13 protein-coding genes are annotated in these 16,460 nt (G+C 58.8%); 11 read left to right on the top strand and 2 right to left on the bottom strand.

Annotated elements, in window-relative coordinates; translation table 11 throughout:
* Window positions 1–11: 11 nt before the first annotated feature.
* The 3 genes from ABVS15_RS08855 to ABVS15_RS08845 all read left to right on the top strand — a co-directional run bounded on the left by ABVS15_RS08855 (window position 12) and on the right by ABVS15_RS08845 (window position 4,617).
* Window positions 12–1,718 (top strand): S8 family peptidase, encoded by a 1,707-nt coding sequence (locus ABVS15_RS08855; protein WP_369283370.1) that lies wholly within the window; start codon window positions 12–14, stop codon window positions 1,716–1,718.
* Between the two features lie 189 nt (window positions 1,719–1,907).
* On the top strand, window positions 1,908–2,768 hold the full coding sequence (locus ABVS15_RS08850; RefSeq protein WP_369283369.1) for a ParB/RepB/Spo0J family partition protein: 861 nt from the start codon (window positions 1,908–1,910) through the stop codon (window positions 2,766–2,768).
* Between the two features lie 40 nt (window positions 2,769–2,808).
* Entirely contained in the window at window positions 2,809–4,617 is a 1,809-nt protein-coding gene (locus ABVS15_RS08845) for a VanW family protein (RefSeq protein ID WP_369283368.1), read from the top strand.
* A gap of 250 nt (window positions 4,618–4,867) precedes the next feature.
* Here ABVS15_RS08845 and ABVS15_RS08840 read toward each other — a convergent pair whose 3' ends face one another.
* Both ABVS15_RS08840 and ABVS15_RS08835 read right to left on the bottom strand, forming a co-directional pair.
* Window positions 4,868–5,863: an ATP-binding protein gene (locus tag ABVS15_RS08840; protein WP_369283367.1), complete on the bottom strand. Its 996-nt coding sequence runs from the start codon at window positions 5,861–5,863 to the stop codon at window positions 4,868–4,870.
* A gap of 12 nt (window positions 5,864–5,875) precedes the next feature.
* Window positions 5,876–6,808 (bottom strand): DnaD domain-containing protein, encoded by a 933-nt coding sequence (locus tag ABVS15_RS08835; RefSeq protein WP_369283366.1) that lies wholly within the window; start codon window positions 6,806–6,808, stop codon window positions 5,876–5,878.
* A 261-nt stretch (window positions 6,809–7,069) separates the two neighbouring features.
* Between ABVS15_RS08835 and ABVS15_RS08830 the strand changes: the two genes are divergently transcribed.
* The 8 genes from ABVS15_RS08830 (at window position 7,070) to ABVS15_RS08795 (ending at window position 16,264) form a co-directional block, all read left to right on the top strand.
* Complete coding sequence (locus ABVS15_RS08830) at window positions 7,070–7,417, top strand: cell division protein ZapA (protein ID WP_369283365.1); 348 nt, start codon at window positions 7,070–7,072, stop codon at window positions 7,415–7,417.
* Window positions 7,417–9,543, top strand: a complete 2,127-nt coding sequence (locus ABVS15_RS08825) for a DUF3656 domain-containing protein (protein ID WP_369283364.1) — start codon at window positions 7,417–7,419, stop codon at window positions 9,541–9,543. Before ABVS15_RS08830 ends, ABVS15_RS08825 begins: the two co-directional genes overlap by 1 nt.
* Window positions 9,544–9,609: 66 nt before the next feature.
* On the top strand, window positions 9,610–10,038 hold the full coding sequence (locus ABVS15_RS08820) for a dUTP diphosphatase (protein ID WP_369283363.1): 429 nt from the start codon (window positions 9,610–9,612) through the stop codon (window positions 10,036–10,038).
* A 63-nt stretch (window positions 10,039–10,101) separates the two neighbouring features.
* Window positions 10,102–10,680, top strand: coding sequence for a nucleoside triphosphate pyrophosphatase (locus ABVS15_RS08815; RefSeq protein WP_369283362.1), 579 nt, complete (start codon window positions 10,102–10,104; stop codon window positions 10,678–10,680).
* A gap of 34 nt (window positions 10,681–10,714) precedes the next feature.
* Window positions 10,715–11,557, top strand: coding sequence for a rod shape-determining protein MreC (gene mreC, locus ABVS15_RS08810; protein ID WP_369283361.1), 843 nt, complete (start codon window positions 10,715–10,717; stop codon window positions 11,555–11,557).
* 12 nt (window positions 11,558–11,569) lie between these two features.
* Window positions 11,570–12,094, top strand: a complete 525-nt coding sequence (locus ABVS15_RS08805; RefSeq protein WP_369283360.1) for a hypothetical protein — start codon at window positions 11,570–11,572, stop codon at window positions 12,092–12,094.
* Window positions 12,095–12,208: 114 nt separating this feature from the next.
* Window positions 12,209–14,302: a penicillin-binding transpeptidase domain-containing protein gene (locus ABVS15_RS08800; protein ID WP_369283359.1), complete on the top strand. Its 2,094-nt coding sequence runs from the start codon at window positions 12,209–12,211 to the stop codon at window positions 14,300–14,302.
* Between the two features lie 90 nt (window positions 14,303–14,392).
* Window positions 14,393–16,264: a glycoside hydrolase family 13 protein gene (locus tag ABVS15_RS08795; protein ID WP_369283358.1), complete on the top strand. Its 1,872-nt coding sequence runs from the start codon at window positions 14,393–14,395 to the stop codon at window positions 16,262–16,264.
* Window positions 16,265–16,460: the final 196 nt, after the last annotated feature.

The raw sequence follows: 16,460 nt of genomic DNA, 5'->3' as shown, positions 1-16,460 counted from the left end.
AGGCGTTTTCCTTGAACGAGGAAGAACTGAGGGAATTTATCAACTCACCCGACACCGTTGACTTTATTGTCCGAGGAAACGACATCCTGGATAGTTTTCTGCGGGAGAATCCCAATGTTGTGGCAACCCAGACTCTGGCCGGGCGATATGTGGTCTGCTACACCAAGGCAAGCCAATTCATGGATACTCTGAGCCGAATGGGCAGTAACTATGTCAGCTCCCTGCCCGTGGTGCTGGGACTGCTGGGGCGACCCGAAGTGGAGGCCTCCGGCATTGGAGGCATCCATCGTCAGCCTTATCTGGGCTTACGGGGACGGGGCGTTCTGGTGGGCATTGTGGACACCGGCATCGACTATACCCAGCCTGTATTTCGCTACGAGGACGGAACCAGCAAAATTCAGGCTATTTTTGACCAATCTGCGGTGGGTACGCCCCCCGAGGGATTTTTTTTCGGCGCAGAATACACCCACGCCCAGATCAATGAGGCTTTAGCCTCAGAAAATCCCTATGAGATCGTGCCCCAGCGGGACACCGACGGCCACGGAACCTTTTTAGCCTCCGTGGCGGCAGGGCGGGAGGTAGACGGCTTTTTGGGCGCCGCACCGGATGCGGAGCTGGTGGTGGTAAAGCTGAAACGGGCCCGCCCCTTTTACACGGATTTGTTCGCCGTTCCTCCGGACCAGCCAAACGCCTTTGGCTCCACCGCCGTGATGATCGGGGTGGAGTACATTCTAGAAAAAGCCCAGGAGCTGAACCGCCCCGTGGTGATCTGCCTTGGAATCGGAACAAACTCCGGGAGCCACGACGGCTTTTCCATCTTTGAGGAATACCTCAGCGAAATCTCCAATCTGGTGGGAGTGTGCCTGTGCATTGCGGCGGGAAACGAAAGTCAGGCCCGCCACCACACGCAGGGGAGAATTTCCGCCGTGGGCGAATTCCAAAACATTGATATCTCCGTGACCAACGAATCCTCCGTCATTTACACCACCATCTGGAGCGGGGTGGCTGACAGGATGTCCGTAGCGGTCCGCTCCCCTACCGGAGAACTGGCCGCCAGAATTCCCCCGAAATCCGCAACCATTACCACCACCAATCTGGTTTTTGAGCAATCCTCTGTTCAGGTCGCGTACTTTTTCCCCCTTGAGGGCAGCGGCGGACAGCTCACCGCCGTGCGGGTAAACAACGCCATTCCGGGCATCTGGACCATCACCGTATACGGCGATCTGGTGCTGGACGGCGGGTTCAACGCGTGGCTTCCCCTTACGGGCATGTCCTCTCCGGGCATCGAATTTCTGGCGGCCAACCCCAACTACACCATTACTGTCCCCGCCACCACTGTGGGGGCCCTGTGCATCGGGGCTTACAACATTCTAGACGACAGCCTGTATCCAAGCTCTTCGTGGGGACCTACCCGCATCAACATGATGGCTCCGGACCTGTGTGCCCCCGGCGTCAATGTGGAGGGCATCTACCCCACCGGGCCGGGCACCATGACCGGCACCAGCGCGGCCGCCGCCATCACGGCGGGTGCCTGCGCCCTGATGCTGCAATGGGGCGTGGTAAACGGAAACGACGTCTCTATGAGCACCTATCAAATCCGGGCCTACTTAATTCGCGGCTGTCGACGCAGTCCCACTGTTTTTTACCCCAATACCCAATGGGGCTACGGTGCTTTGGATCTGGTGCAAACCTTCAATCTTATGCGGGAAACCCGATAGTCATAAACCTCGGCTTTCAGCGCACAGCCTTGCCCCGGCCTTCGGGCCGGGGTGCTTTTTGTTTGACAAATTTTACACGTTTCCCCTTCCTTCCACTTCGTCCTGCAATTTTTGTTGGGTTCGACTAAAAAGGCGTCCTTTTTTGAAAGCGCATCTGTAAAATATAGGAAATTAAGAGGGGGTGCTTTTATGGAACTGGAGCAGAGGGTTTTGATGCTGCCCATTGGGTGTGTTTTCCCCAATCCGGCCCAGCCCCGGCAGGTCTTTGACCCGGCGGGACTGGAATCGCTGGCCTCCTCCATTCGGGAAAACGGAATTTTGCAGCCCCTGACTGTCCGCCGCCAGGGACCGGACCGGTGGGAACTGGTGGCGGGAGAGCGGCGGCTCCGGGCGGCGGGGCTTGCGGGGCTTGCGGCCGTGCCCTGTCTTGAGTGGAGTGCCAACGACGCCGGAGCGGCGCTGCTGGCACTGGTGGAAAATCTCCAGCGGGAGGACCTGCACTATTTCGAGGAGGCGGAGGCTCTTTCCGCCTTTGTGCATAAAACAGGTATTACACAGGATCTGGCGGCAAAAAAGCTGGGCCTGTCCCCCTCTGCCCTTGCCAACAAGCTGCGGCTACTGCGACTGTCCCCTGAGTGCCGCCGGGTGCTGACGGAGGGTGGCCTGACCGAGCGCCACGCCCGTGCCCTTCTGCGGTTGGAGCGGGAAGACGAGCGGCTGGAGGCGGCGAAATATGCGGCCTCCGCCGGACTGAACGTGGCCCAGACGGAGCGGTATGTTACCCGGCGGATTGAGGCAGCGCAGCGCACGCCATTTCGCGGGCGGCGGACCTATGTGCTCAAAGATGTGCGCCTGTTTCTCAACAGCGTGGACCACGGGCTTCAGCTGATTCAAAGCGCCGGAATTGACGCCCAAAGCCAGCGGGAGGAAACGGAGGAAGCCATTATTCTCACCATCCGAATCCCCCGGGAGACAAGGGCCAAAGCATCCGGATTGTTACAGGATTGTAATGTCATTTCTCAAAAAACATGCTATACTGAGAACCACTAGGCCTATTTTGTTTCAATTCAGAAAGTACGGGGAGGAATCCATGGATACTGTGATGGTGCAGGAAGCGCAGAAAAAACAATTGAAGCTGCCTTTCGCCATTGCCTTTGTGCTGCTGAGCGTTTTGGCGGCTGGATATGTCGGCCTTTGCGCCTATGCCGCGAACAACGGCCAGCTTTGGAAAAACACCCAGGTTCTGGGTCAGGACCTGAGCGGGCTGACGGTGGCCCAGGCCGCACAAAAGCTGGAGCGGACCTTCCCTGATATGAAAATCGGCCTTTATCTTTACGACGACACGGCGTCTCAGGTACCGGAGCGCGCTCCGGTACCCGACGCCTATCTGGCTTTGGCAGATTTGGGGGCGGAGGTTTCCGCTTCCGCCGCGGCCCGCAGCGCCCATCAGGGAAATCTGCAAGGTAATTTTCTCACGCTGGGCTGGCGGTATCTCACCAATACGGGATCATTTTCCGACACGGCGGACCTGATCTCGCTGGACAAGGAACAGACGCAGGCCGCTGCGCAGGCCGCCGCGCAGCTTCTTTCCTTCCCCAGTCAGGACACCACCTATGAGCTGGGGGACGCCTCTATTTTGGTGCACATGGCCGAGGACGGCCGCACCGTGGACCTCCAGACGCTTATCCAGAGCATTGAGGGAGGCGCGTGGGATTTGAACCTTGCTCTGGACGTTCCCTATCTTGCCGAGCCTGCCCGGACAGTTTCCGCTCAGGAAATTTACGACCAGACCTCCGGCGACGTGAAAAACGCCGGATACGACGCGGCCACCGGCACCATTACGCCCGAGCGGGTGGGTGCGGACTTTGACGTGGCGCTGGCCCAATCCGCAATGAATGCCGCCAAGCCCGGCAGCACCGTGGAAATTCCCGCCGACGTGCAGTTTCCCGCCGTCACGGCAGAAGAGCTTGCCCCTGTTTTATTCCGGGACTTGCTGGGCTCCTACACCACCCACGTCGGCGGCACCGCCGCCCGCATCGGGAATGTGAATCTGGCCTCCTCCGCCGTCAACGGAACGGTTTTAAACAGCGGCGATATTTTTGATTATAATGAGGTGGTGGGCCAGCGGACCGCGGCCCGGGGCTATTTGCCCGCCCCCGCCTATGTCTACGGGGAGACGGTGGACGAAATCGGCGGCGGCGTGTGCCAGCCGTCCTCCACGCTGTATCTGGCGACGCTGAAGTCGGACCTTGAGATCGTGGAGCGGTACGCCCACCGCTATGTGCCCGCGTACATTCCCAAGGGGATGGATGCCACCGTCAGCTGGGGTGGTCCCAACTACCGTTTCCGCAACGACACCAATTATCCCATTAAGGTCGAGTCGGTTTACTCCAAGGGCTATCTCACCATGTCGCTGTATGGTACCAAGGTGGACGATACCACGGTGAAGATGACCAATAAAACCCTTTCCACTACACCGTTTACCGTGGTCTACGAGGACGACGCCACGCTCCCCGCCGGGACGGAGTCGGTGAAAGTCACTCCCTACACCGGTTATAAGGTGGAGACGTACCGCAATCTTTACGACGGCGAAGGAAACCTGATTTCCAGCACCTTTGAAGCCACCAGCGACTATAAGTCGCGCAACAAAGTTATCTTAAAAGGACCCGCTCCCGTGGTCAGTCCGCTTCCGGGTGAGGTGCCCGGTCAGGTCGTTCCGCCGGAAACACCCGGCACTCTGCCCACTGAGGAACCCGGCGGCACGACAGCTCCCTCGGAGGAAACGCCCGGCACCGTCATGCCCCCCGCCGAAGAAACGCCCGTCTCCGGGGATACAGGGACAGGCAATGTCGCGGAGCCCGGCCCGGATGCAATTATCTCGCCTCTCCCCTCGCTGTAATCGGGGGTAAGCCTTACGGTCAGCATTTCTTTTTAATAGAATATCTTGCTCTTTCATGTAATAACAGACAGGAAAAAGCCCCTGTTTCAATACAATCTGTATTGAAACAGGGGCCCTTTTTGTATATTACGACGACGGGGAATGCCCACAAAACGCCACCCAGTCAGGCCGGTATACAGCCACACATCACACAGATTCGGTGCGCGCTGCGGGAGGGGCAACGCTTTTCCCCCGTGGTTTGATGCATAACTCAGCCCCGCTCTTTTTTCAGCCGGCGAATGTCCCGTCCAAAAAACGGAAGTATCTGATACTCTCCCTCAAGCCGCGAGCCAATCTGCGCCCCGTACCGCCGGGCAAGCTCCTCCGGGGAAAGGTTGGTGTTCAAAATCACCGACCGGCGCTCTAAAAGCCGGGTGTTGACAATTTCATACAGCGCGCTCTGGACAAAAGAGGTGGTCATCTCCGTGCCCAAGTCGTCCAGAATCAGCAGGTCGCAGCGCATAATGCGCTCCACGTCCTCTTCCAGGCTCTCCCCCTCGTCCCGCCCGAATTTCCGGTCCTCAAGCCGGGAAAATACGTGGGACGCGGTGTCGTACACCACGGAAAAGCCCGCGGCGCTGACCTCCCCCGCGATGGCGGCGGAGAGAAAGGTTTTTCCAAGGCCAGGCTTTCCGTACAGCAGCAAATTTCCACCGTGCTTTTTAAACGCGTGGGCATAGTTTGCGCAGACCTCATACACCGTTTCCATGTTCTCCCTCGGGGAGATCCCATAAACAGGGTCCGGGGTCTGATCGTACCAATCCATGGAAAAGGTATCGAAGCTCTGCCCTGCCAGATCCAGTGTGCGGGACAGCTCGGCCTGCTGCTCCTCGGCGTAATATCGCTTCATGCAGACACACGCCGCCTCACCCTTTGTCCCCGCGTCGCCGCATAGCGGACAGGCGGGCTTGTATTCAAGATAGTCCGGCGAAAACCCCAAATCCGCCAGAAGCTGCACCCGCTCCTGCTGGAGGCTGAGGTTTCCGTCCCGCAGCACGGCCACGGCCGGGCGGGGGTCCGACCCCTTACGCAGGGCGGAGACAATGATGCGGCTCATGGTGGCTGTCAGCTCCGCATCGATCTCCCGCAGTCGGGGCGCGCGGGCATAAACCTGTTCCTGCCGCCTGCGGAAGGCCTCCTCCCGGCGGCGGCGGTCCGCGTCGAACCGGGCGGATGCCCGGCGCATGATTTTTCCGTCGTAGGACACTCCGCTCCCCCCTTACTCCTTGCCCCGGTGCAGCGCCTGCACATATCGGCGCATCTCCTCCTCCGGCGGGCGCTGGTCCCGACGGGCCGACTGGGTCTGCTGCGTCTGGGGACGGTCCCCCGCCGCCACCTGCTCCGGTGTGTGCAGCCCCGCTTCGTGCCAGCGCTTCAGGATGCCGTTTATGTAAGGCCACTTCAATTCGTGGCACTTTAAAACCGTTTTTTCATAAGCGAGGGCCACCGTCTCCGGCAAAAAGCCCCACTCCTGCCACCCGGCCAGATATTTTTCCTCTGCCGCCACAGGAGGCCTGTCCCCCAACTGGAGGACCCGCATATAGGCAGGCAGGGCCTCCTGCCGCCGGGCATACTTTTTCAGATACTCCGCCGCCGCGCTTTGGGTGTCAAGCCCCATCCGCGCCCACGCGTACCCCTCTTTTTCAATCTGGCGCAATGTGGGGCGGCGTCCCTCGCCATAGCGCAGGCGAATGCGCTCCGCGCAGTGGCATACCAGAAGGTAAATCACATCGGAGGGCAGGCCCAGATAGTCGTAAAGGCCCAGCAGCGTCCCCATGTCCGGGGTGGAAAGTTTTTTCCCCAGCTTCCGTTCCACCTCAGCCGCAAGGCCGCGAAACACCCCGTCATCCTCCAGCGCCCCGGTCACGTCCTCCTGCCGGTAGTCCGGCCGCTCGTCCGACGGCTCGGGAATCTCCGCCGCCGGGGCAGACACCAGCTCCAACTGGCGCAGCACCAGCTCCGCCGATTCGATGCGGCTTCGCTCCCAGCGCAGCTCTCCCGCAAGGGACCGGGGCTGGGTAAGCCCCTGATGGCGCAGCAGCGCCAGATATAAAAGGGACGCGTCCCCATCCCCCCGCTCTAAAAGGCGGCGCAGCGCGGCCCCGGATACGGTGACGCTCTCGTCTCCCAGATGCTTTAAAATTCCCGCCACTCGGCGCGCCTCCCCTCTGTCTTATGGCAGCGCCGCTCACCAAGGTGCGCGAAATTGCCCGTTCTCCCGGAGACGAAACCGTCCCGGCTTTTTGACATTCCCCATTGTATACGACTTGAACGCTTCTGACAAGCCCAAAACTTTGCCCCGACGTGGAAAAAAGCTGGAATCCTGCTGGCATATATGATATAATGCTGACTTATGAAAATGGGTTTTTATGCCGCGCCCGGGCGGCAGCTTTAAAAGAGGAGGAATCACAGGATGAATAACCGTGTCACCGTGACGATCTGCGGAGAGGACTACAATTTTGTGGCGGACGAGTCCCCGGAATACATGGAAAGAGTGGGCGCCTTTGTAGGCAAAAAAATGGACGAGCTGCTCACCGTCGCCAAGGTGGGCCGGACGGACGCCGCCGTGCTTACCGCCGTCAACATCGCGGACGAGCTGTTTAAATCCTATGAGGCGGCTGAAAAGCTGCGCTCCGAGATTAAAAACTACGCGGATGAGGCGGGCCGTGCCCAAGGTGAGGTTTCCGACTTGAAGCGGGAGGTTTTCCGCCTTCAGCAGAAGCTGGACGCCAAAACCGGCGGAAACGGGAATCGGCGCTGATGCGACCCGAACTTCTCTCCCCCGCCGGGTCACCGGAGTCTCTTCGCGCCGCCGTGGAGTGCGGGGCAGACGCGGTGTATCTGGGCTGGGGCAGTTTCAATGCCCGGCAGAGCGCGAAAAACTTCTCCGATGAGGAATTTTCCGGGGCCTTGCAATACTGTCACGAGCGGGGCGTAAAGGTCTACCTGACGCTGAATACGCTGGTGTCCGACCGGGAACTGGACGCCGCCCTCGCCTGCGCGAAAACTGCCTCCGCTCTGGGCGTAGACGCGGTGCTTGTGCAGGATTTAGGCCTGTTTGACCTGCTGCACCGCGCTCTGCCGGACCTTCCGCTCCACGCCAGCACCCAGATGAGCCTGTTTACCTCCGGGGGGGCCTGCGAAGCGGCGGCCGACGGGTGCGAGCGGGTGGTGATCGCCCGGGAATGCTCCCGGGAGGACACCGCCCAAATCTGTAAAAATTGCCCCGCCGAGATTGAGGTCTTTGTTCACGGAGCGCTGTGCATGTGCTATTCTGGCCAGTGCGCTATGAGCGCGCTGATCGGGGGCCGGTCGGGAAATCGGGGCCGGTGCGCCCAGCCCTGCCGCCTGCCCTATACCCTGACAGAACTATCTGGGCCGGACGTGTCCGGGTTGGACAGCCCCTCGGCTTTGCTGGGAAAACCGAAAAAAAACACCTACCCCCTCAGTCTGAAAGACAATTGTCTGGCAGGCTTTTTAGAGGACATGGCCCAAATGGGCGTGGCTTGTTTAAAGCTGGAGGGGCGCATGAAGCGCCCGGAGTATGTGGCGGTGGTGACGGGCATCTATGCCCGCCTTCTGCGGGAGGGCAGAGGCCCCACGGCGGAGGAAGCCGCCGCGCTGGAGGCCGCTTTTTCCCGCTCCGGTTTTACCGACGGGTACTGGCGGGGCCTTTCCGGTCCTGCTCAGTTCGGCGTGCGTCCTGCGGACGTAGAGGAGCCCAAGGAGCTGTTTGCTCAGGCAAAGGCCGCTGTTGAAAAGGGTGGTCTGCGGACTGTCCCCGTGACCATGGAGGTCGTTTTTCGTAAAAATGAGCCCTGCACCCTGACCGTCCGGGACGGCGCAGGACGGGAGGGCATGGCCACCGGCCCCGCCCCCGAGGAAGCCCGAAACCGGGCGGTGACGTCAGAGGAGTTGGAAATCCGGCTGAAAAAAACCGGCGGCACGGCCTATCGGTGTGAAGCCGTGTCGGTGACGCTTGAGAACGGACTGTCTGTTTCGGCGGCAACGGTAAATGCCCTGCGGCGGGACGCTTTGGCAAATCTCACCGCCCTGCGGATTGCGCCGCCAAAGCGGCGCGTTTTGTCCGTCCCCCCTCTTGAAAAGGCAACTGTCTATACCGGAGAACCGGCGCTGACCTGTTCTCTTGTCCGCCCGGAGCAGCTTACGCCGGAGCTTTTGGCGCTGCGCCCGGAGCGGGTATATCTCCCCTTGGAGCTTTTTGAAACGCTGGACACTTTGCCCCCATTTGACGGGGAATACTGCGTCGTTCTCCCTCGTGTCTGGCGGGACGGGGACGAGCCGTATTTTTCCGAGCTGCTGAAAAAGGCTTCAGGTCTGGGTGTTTCCGCCGCCATGGTTGGAAATCTGGGGCATCTGCCTCTGCTGCGCAATCAGGGCTTTTCTCTTTACGGCGATTTTGGCCTGAACGTTTTTAACGGACGGGCACTTTCCTATCTGGCGGATAAGGGCCTTCACTCCGCCACGGTTTCCTTTGAGCTGCGGGGTGCGCAGATTCGGGACATGCCGAAAGCTCTGCCCACGGAGGCCATTGTCTACGGACGCCTTCCTCTGATGATTACGGAAAACTGCCTTGTTCGCAACGAAACCGGCTGCTCCTGCCGCCGTCCCTACGCGCTGACAGACCGAACGGGCGCAGACTTTCCACTTCTTCCCACATGGGGCCATCGGACGGAGGTTCAAAACTGCAAACCTTTGTATCTGGGGGACCGGGACGACTGGAAGCGCCTTGGCCTGCGGTATGCCCGGCTGCGATTTACCACGGAGTCCCCTGAGGAGTGCGTTCAGGTTTTTCGGGATTATCTTTCCCGCGGGGATGCACCGGCGGAATTTACCCGAGGTCTGTTTGACCGGGGTGTGGAGTGAGGAATTCCACTCCCGTTTGTAATATTTGAGATTGATTTTACAATTTGTATTGATTTTGGAGTGTTTATGAATATCAAGGTCCGTTATCTTTGCGAGGATTTAGAGCCGCTGCGCTATGTGGACGGAAAGTCCGACTGGATTGATTTGCAGGCGGCGGAGACGGTGACGCTGAAGGCAGGAGAATTCCGCCTGATTTCTCTGGGCGTGGCCATTGCCCTGCCGGAGGGCCATGAGGCCCATATTGTCCCTCGAAGCTCCACCTTTAAAAACTACGGCATTTTGCAGACCAACTCCATGGGCGTGGTGGACAACAGCTATTGCGGGGACAACGATTTGTGGCGCTTTCCCGCCTATGCCACCCGAGACGTGACGTTGGAAAAGGGCACGCGCATCTGCCAGTTTCGGGTGATGGAGCATCAGCCCCGGCTGGAATTTACCGCCGTGGAGCATCTGGACGGTCCCGACCGGGGCGGTTTTGGGTCCACGGGGAAGTGATTTTTACCAAAAAAAGAAATATTCCGGCGGCTTTGCCCGCTTTTGGAATAAGGAGAACGCAGGATGTCTAAGATGATATTGGCCTCCGGGTCCCCCCGTCGGCAGGAGCTGCTTCGGCTGATGGGCGTCAGCGAGTTTGAAATCCGTCCCCCGGAGGTGGAGGAAGACTTTCCGGCCGGGTTGACCCCGCAGGAAACGGTGGAATACATCTCCCGGAAAAAATGCGGCGCGGCTGCGGCTGTGGCCGCCCCGGACGAGATTATTATTGCCGCGGACACCATGGTATTTGTGGACGGTGCGCCCTTGGGCAAGCCCACAGACGAGGCGGATGCCCTGCGGATGCTGACGCTGCTCCAAGGCCGGGGCCATCTGGTCTGCACAGGGGTAAGCGTCTGCGGTAATGGAACAACCGTGACCGAGTCCGAATCCACGGAGGTCTTTTTCCGGCCTGCCGGTCAGGAAGAACTGGTAGCCTATATCCGCAGCGGCGAGCCGATGGACAAAGCCGGAGCCTATGGGGTTCAGGGGCTGGGCGCACTTTTGGTGGAGGGCATCCGGGGCGACTTTTACAACGTGATGGGCCTTCCCGTTCTGCGGCTGAGCCGCATGCTGGGTCGGTTTGGCATTCGTTTTTTTAACTGATTTTAATTGCTGAGAATTTGTCGGGGGCATTGACTTGAAAGAATTTCTGAAACGGCACGGACTTTGGGTTCTGTTCGCCACGGCGGTAATCGCTGTGGTGCTTGCGGTGCTCTCTGTGTTCAGCACCACCTCCTCCCCGCTGGTGAATCTGGCGCAGACCATTACCTCCCCCTTTCGGGCGGCCTACACCGCCGCCGCAGGCTGGTTGATGGATAAGCAAAGCTACTATGAGGACACCTCGGCTTTGAAGGCGGAAAACCAGGAGCTGAAAAAGAGGATTGCCGAAATGGAGGCCGAGGTGCGTCAGGCCCAGAATGACAGCGAGGAAAACGAGCGGCTGCGCAGCCTGATGAATCTGCGGGAGCAGCGCCGGGACCTCAGCGATTTGGAGGCCGCTACCATCACGGAGCACTCCACCTCCAACTGGACCAGCTATCTGACACTGAACCGGGGCACCGACCACGGCGTGGAGAAAAACGACTGCGTGATTACGGAGGCCGGTTATCTGGTGGGCGTGGTCAGCGAGGTGGGGAGCAACTGGTGCACCGTGCTGAACATTGTCGACACAGACACCTCCATGGGCGCGCAGGTCTTCCGCACGGACGACATCGGCGTGGCCGAGGGAGACTTTGCCCTGATGAGCCGCAGTCGGCTGCGGCTGGACTTTCTTCCCGCCGGAGCGCAGCTTTTAAACGGCGACCTGGTGGTGACCTCCGGCCTTGGCGGCTACTATCCCTCCGGTCTTGTCATCGGCATGGTGGAGGAGGTTCAGACCGACGATTCCGGGGCCACATCCTATGCCATTTTGCGCCCCAGCGCGGAGTTTGACGACCTGACGCAGGTTTTTATCATCAAATCCTTCGACATTGTGGATTGAAAGGCGGCGTTTATGACTCCCCGACAGGAAACCATTCATAAATGGGGGCTGTACGCCCTGCTTACGCTGTTTTGCTGCGCGTGGCAGGGGGCGGTGCTGCAATATGTGCGGCTTGGGGGCGTGTTTCCCTTTGTCTATCCTATTCTTGCCGCCATTCTCTCCACGCTGGAGGGTCCTCTTTCCGGAATGATTTATTCTCTGGTTCTGGGCGTGGTGTGCGATTTGACCATCTCCGCGCCCATTCCCTGCTTTTACACGCTGGTGTTCCCTCTCGCGGGCCTGCTGGCGGGGATTTTGGCCAGAAGCGTGCTGTCCTCCGGTTTTCTCAGCGCGCTGGTGACCTCTATGGCCGCGTTTGTTCTTACCGGCGCGTTCCACGGGTTGATTTTTATGTTCGCTTCCCGCCCTGCATGGGGGCAGGCGGCCATTGTCTGCGCGAAGGAGCTGGCGGTGTCCCTTCCCTGGGCGCTACCGGTGTATTTTCTCTTTCGACGAGTGTGGCGCAGGTGCCTTGAAAACGAGCCTACCCGCCTCTAGGTCCCAGTTTTGCGCCTTACGCGGCGGACTTTTCTTCAAGTTTTTACAAATGCTTGCTTTGCGGACCCGCGTCTTTTTTGGCGTGGACCCGCCCGATTGTCTGGAGGTAGACCCTTGCTTGAGACAAAATTCAACTCCACCCGCCGCCTGTATGTTTTAAGCGGCTTTTTGCTCTGCGTACTTTTGACCTATATAGGCGTGATGTACGACACGCAAATCAACAACGGAAGCTATTACCGGGAGCAGTCTGTCCGCACCATCGCCAGCACGGAGACGGTAGAAGCCTCCCGGGGCATTCTTACTGACCGCAACGGGCAGGTAATGGTGTCCAACCGACAGACCTATGCCCTGACTTTTGACATGTCCCTGCTGAATGAAGAGGATGACAAAAACGAGTCCATTCTGCGTCTGATTCAGCTATGCAGAAAGAGGGGCATTCTGTGGAAAGACAATCTTCCCATGAGCCAAACCGCGCCCTATGCTTACACTGTGGACACCGCCGGAACGGTACAGCGGGACCGCTTTTCCAAATTCCTGCAATCCAGCCTGAAGGCCCTGTCCACCAATGTGAGCCGGGAAAACGTCACCAATGACTTGCTTTCCTCTATTCTCTCGCCGCGTGAGCTGATGAATCAGATGCGGACTTTTTTCGAGATTCCGGAGGATTGGTCGGATGTGGACGCAAGGGCCGTTGCCGGAGTACGCTATGAGCTGGAAATCCGCAAGCTGGTCAACACCACGGCCTATGTCTTCGCGGAGGATGTGGACACGGAGCTGATTTCTCTGGTAAAAGACGGAAACTACCGGGGCGCAAAGGTTTTCACCTCCTCCGTCCGGGAGTATGACATCGATGCGGCGGCCCATGTGCTGGGCACTGTGGGCCGCGTGGAAGCAGAGGATTTAGCCGCCAACCCCGATGTTTACAGCGGTGAGGACTGGATTGGAAAGTCCGGTGTGGAGCTGGCCTTTGAGAATTATCTCCGGGGCGAGGATGGAACGCGGCTGATTTCCTCCAATGATCAGGGGAAAATCACCAGTGAATTTTACACCGCCCAGCCCCAGCCGGGAAACACCGTCGCCCTGACGCTGGACCTGAATCTTCAGGAAGCCACGGAGCAGGCGCTGGCCAACACCATTACCGAGATGAACGAAAAGGACGGCAACACTACCCGGGGCGCGGGCGCGGCGGTGATTGAGGTGGGCACCGGCGAGGTTTTGGCGCTGGCTTCCTATCCCACCTTCAGCCTTGCCAGCTACAATCAGGATTACACGCTGTTCAGCAGCGACCCGGGGGAGCCGTTTTATAACCGAGCCACCCACGGCCGCTATCCCCCCGGTTCCACCTTCAAGCCCTGCACGGCCATTGCCGCGCTGGAATCCGGCGTGGTAACTTTGACGGAGAAAATCCGGGACACAGGCCGCTGGTACTACCCCGACATGATCGCGGGAACAGATCCCTTTTCCGCCTGGTGCTGGAACCGGAGCGGTCACGGCCTGCAAAACATTACGCAGGCCATTACCAACTCCTGTAACTATTTTTTCTACACCATGGGTTATCGCCTGGGAATTGAGCGACTGGACGAATATGCCGCGGCCTTTGGCCTTGGCAGCAAAACCGGCATTGAAATCGGAGAAGACCCGGGCATTCTGGCAGGACCGGAATACTCCGAATCCGTGGGCCAGACGTGGTATGGCGGCAACACCGTCATGGCCGCCATCGGACAGTCCGACAACCTCTTCACCCCCCTTCAGCTTGCCAACTACATTGCCACGCTTGTGGGTGGGGGCGAGCATTATCCGGCCCACCTTCTCAAATCGGTAAAGGCCTATGACAACTCTTCCGTGATTTTTACCGGCGTACCGGACCCGGTGAATACCATTGAAATCAAGCCGGAAAATCTGGCCGCCGTGAAAAACGGAATGCATGACCTGACCACCAAAGGAAGCCTTGCCAGCTACTTCCGCAACTGTGTGGTGGACACGGGCGCAAAAACCGGCACGGCGCAGATTACCAAGAGTACCAAAAATAACGGCGTATTCGTTTGCTTTGCCCCTTTTGACGACCCGGAAATTGCCGTAGCCCTGGTGATCGAGCAGGGTGGTTCCGGTGCCGCACTGGCCTCCACCGCTGTGGAAATTCTCAACGCCTATTTTACCAAAGAAGAAATTGGCACCGTGATTCTGGGAGAGAATCAGCTTCTTCCGTAATTATTTGCTGCGGTCCGGCAGGAGCAATCCGGCCGGGCCGTTTCTTTATTCTGCATTGATTTCCACTTTCTGGAAAGGACTGTGCCTGTTATGAGCGAACCCTTTGTCTTTGACCCCAGACACAGCCTGTGCAAAGAGCCCTTTGGGGCGGCAGTCTGTGGGGGGCGGGTTTTATTTCGCACGCGTCCTCTCGCGCGGGAGGGCTTTACCCATTGCGCGCTTGTTTTACATCTTGAATTTTCCGATGTGCGGGAAGAGCGGGAACTGCCGCCCGGCGGCCCGGCTGGAGACCGAGTTCTTTTTTCCCTCGCCTATGATGCGCCGGAGGAGCCGGATTTGGTGTGGTATCACTTCCGTTTCTGGCGGGACGATGGCTCCGGCTGCGAGTTGGACACCACGGGCTATCGCAGCGACGGACGCGCCATTGATTGGCAGCTGACGGTGTACGACGCTTCCCACCCGACGCCCAAGTGGTTTGGCGACGGCGTAACCTATCAGATTTTCCCCGACCGATTTTGCCGTCTGTCGGTTCCCGATCCTGCGGGCCTTGTCGGCAACCGGACGGTTCACGAACATTGGGAGGATACGCCCCATTGGCGACCCGATCAGCAGGGCGAGGTGCGAAACAGCGACTTTTTTGGCGGTTCCCTACAAGGCATTCTTTCCCGCCTGGAGGAGCTGGAGCAGTTGAGCGTCACCACGCTCTACCTCTGCCCCGTGTTTGAATCCGCCTCCAACCATCGATACGACACGGCAGATTATACACGCATTGACCCCATGCTGGGGACAGAAGCGGATTTTCGGGAGCTGTGCACCCGGGCGGCAGAGCGCGGTATCCGCGTATTTTTGGACGGCGTGTTTAACCACACCGGGTCCAACAGCGTTTATTTCAATGCCGAGGGGTTTTATCCCGGCCCCGGCGCGGCACAGAGCCAAAGCTCCCCCTACTCCGACTGGTACAGCTTTCACCCCTGGCCAAACGATTACGACGCATGGTGGGGTATCCGCACACTCCCCTCCGTAAACGAAAGCAGCCCGTCTTACGGAAGGTTTATTATTGACGGGGAACACTCTGTGGTCCGCCGCTGGCTGCGGGCGGGAGCCTCCGGTTGGCGGCTGGATGTTGCCGACGAGCTACCGGATGAATTTATTGCCCGTCTTCGGGCGGCGATGGAAGAGACAAAGCCCGACAGTGTTTTGATTGCCGAGGTTTGGGAGGACGGCTCCAATAAAATTGCCTATTCTCAGCGCCGTAAATATTTGCTGGGGTCTGAGGCCCACGGCCTGATGAACTACCCCTTCAGAACCGCGGCGCTTGCCTTTTTGCAGGGTGGCGATGGGGCGGATTTTAGGGAGGCCATGGAAGGCATTCGGGAAAACTATCCCCCGCCCGCTTTTTACAGCGCTATGAATTTTCTGGGGACCCACGACACTCCCCGGATTTTAACGGTGTTGGGTACGACAAGCCCTCCCTCTTCCAAGGAAGACCGAGCTGTGTCCTCCCTCTCCCCCGCGGAGCGGACAAAAGGGTTGGCCCTCCTCCGTACAGCGGCGGTTCTGCTGTACGCTTTTCCTGGCTCTCCCATGCTGTACTACGGCGACGAGGCCGGCATGGAAGGCTGGGAGGACCCCTTTAATCGCCGCACCTATCCTTGGGGCGGTGAGGATACGGACCTTCGGAACTTTTACATTTGCCTTGGGCGGCTGCGCGGAGCAAGGACCTCCCTCCGGCAGGGCGACATTTACTATCTCTTTGCTTCCGGACATGGCTTGGTGTTTTCACGGAGTTGGGAGAATGAGACGACCGTTGCCGCACTGAATGTTGGGTCTGAGCCAATAGCACTGGAACTTCCATGGCACACCTCTCAGGCGCAGGACGCACTCACCGGTCAAACTTTTGCTGTTGTCAGCGGTGTCTTAACGCTGGAGCTCCCCCCCTGCTCCGCTATGCTTCTGATTTAAACCAGTTACCCCGGATTGTTTCACGTGAAACAATCCGGGGTCAATTCATAGATGCCGGCTCCAAAAAGGCTTGTCCAAACCAAAGCGATGTGCAGCGCTTGTTCTTGTGCGTTTTATACCCTGAATGTTTCACGTGAAACATTCAGGGTATACTAAATTTGCTTTATTCCACAAACCCAGAGAGTGGCACACCTCT

The organism is Oscillibacter sp. GMB15532 (genome assembly GCF_041020825.1).
GTDB lineage: Bacteria > Bacillota > Clostridia > Oscillospirales > Oscillospiraceae > Oscillibacter.
Note: the sequence above shows the minus strand (reverse complement) of the source record. Positions and strands in the feature narration are given on the sequence as shown.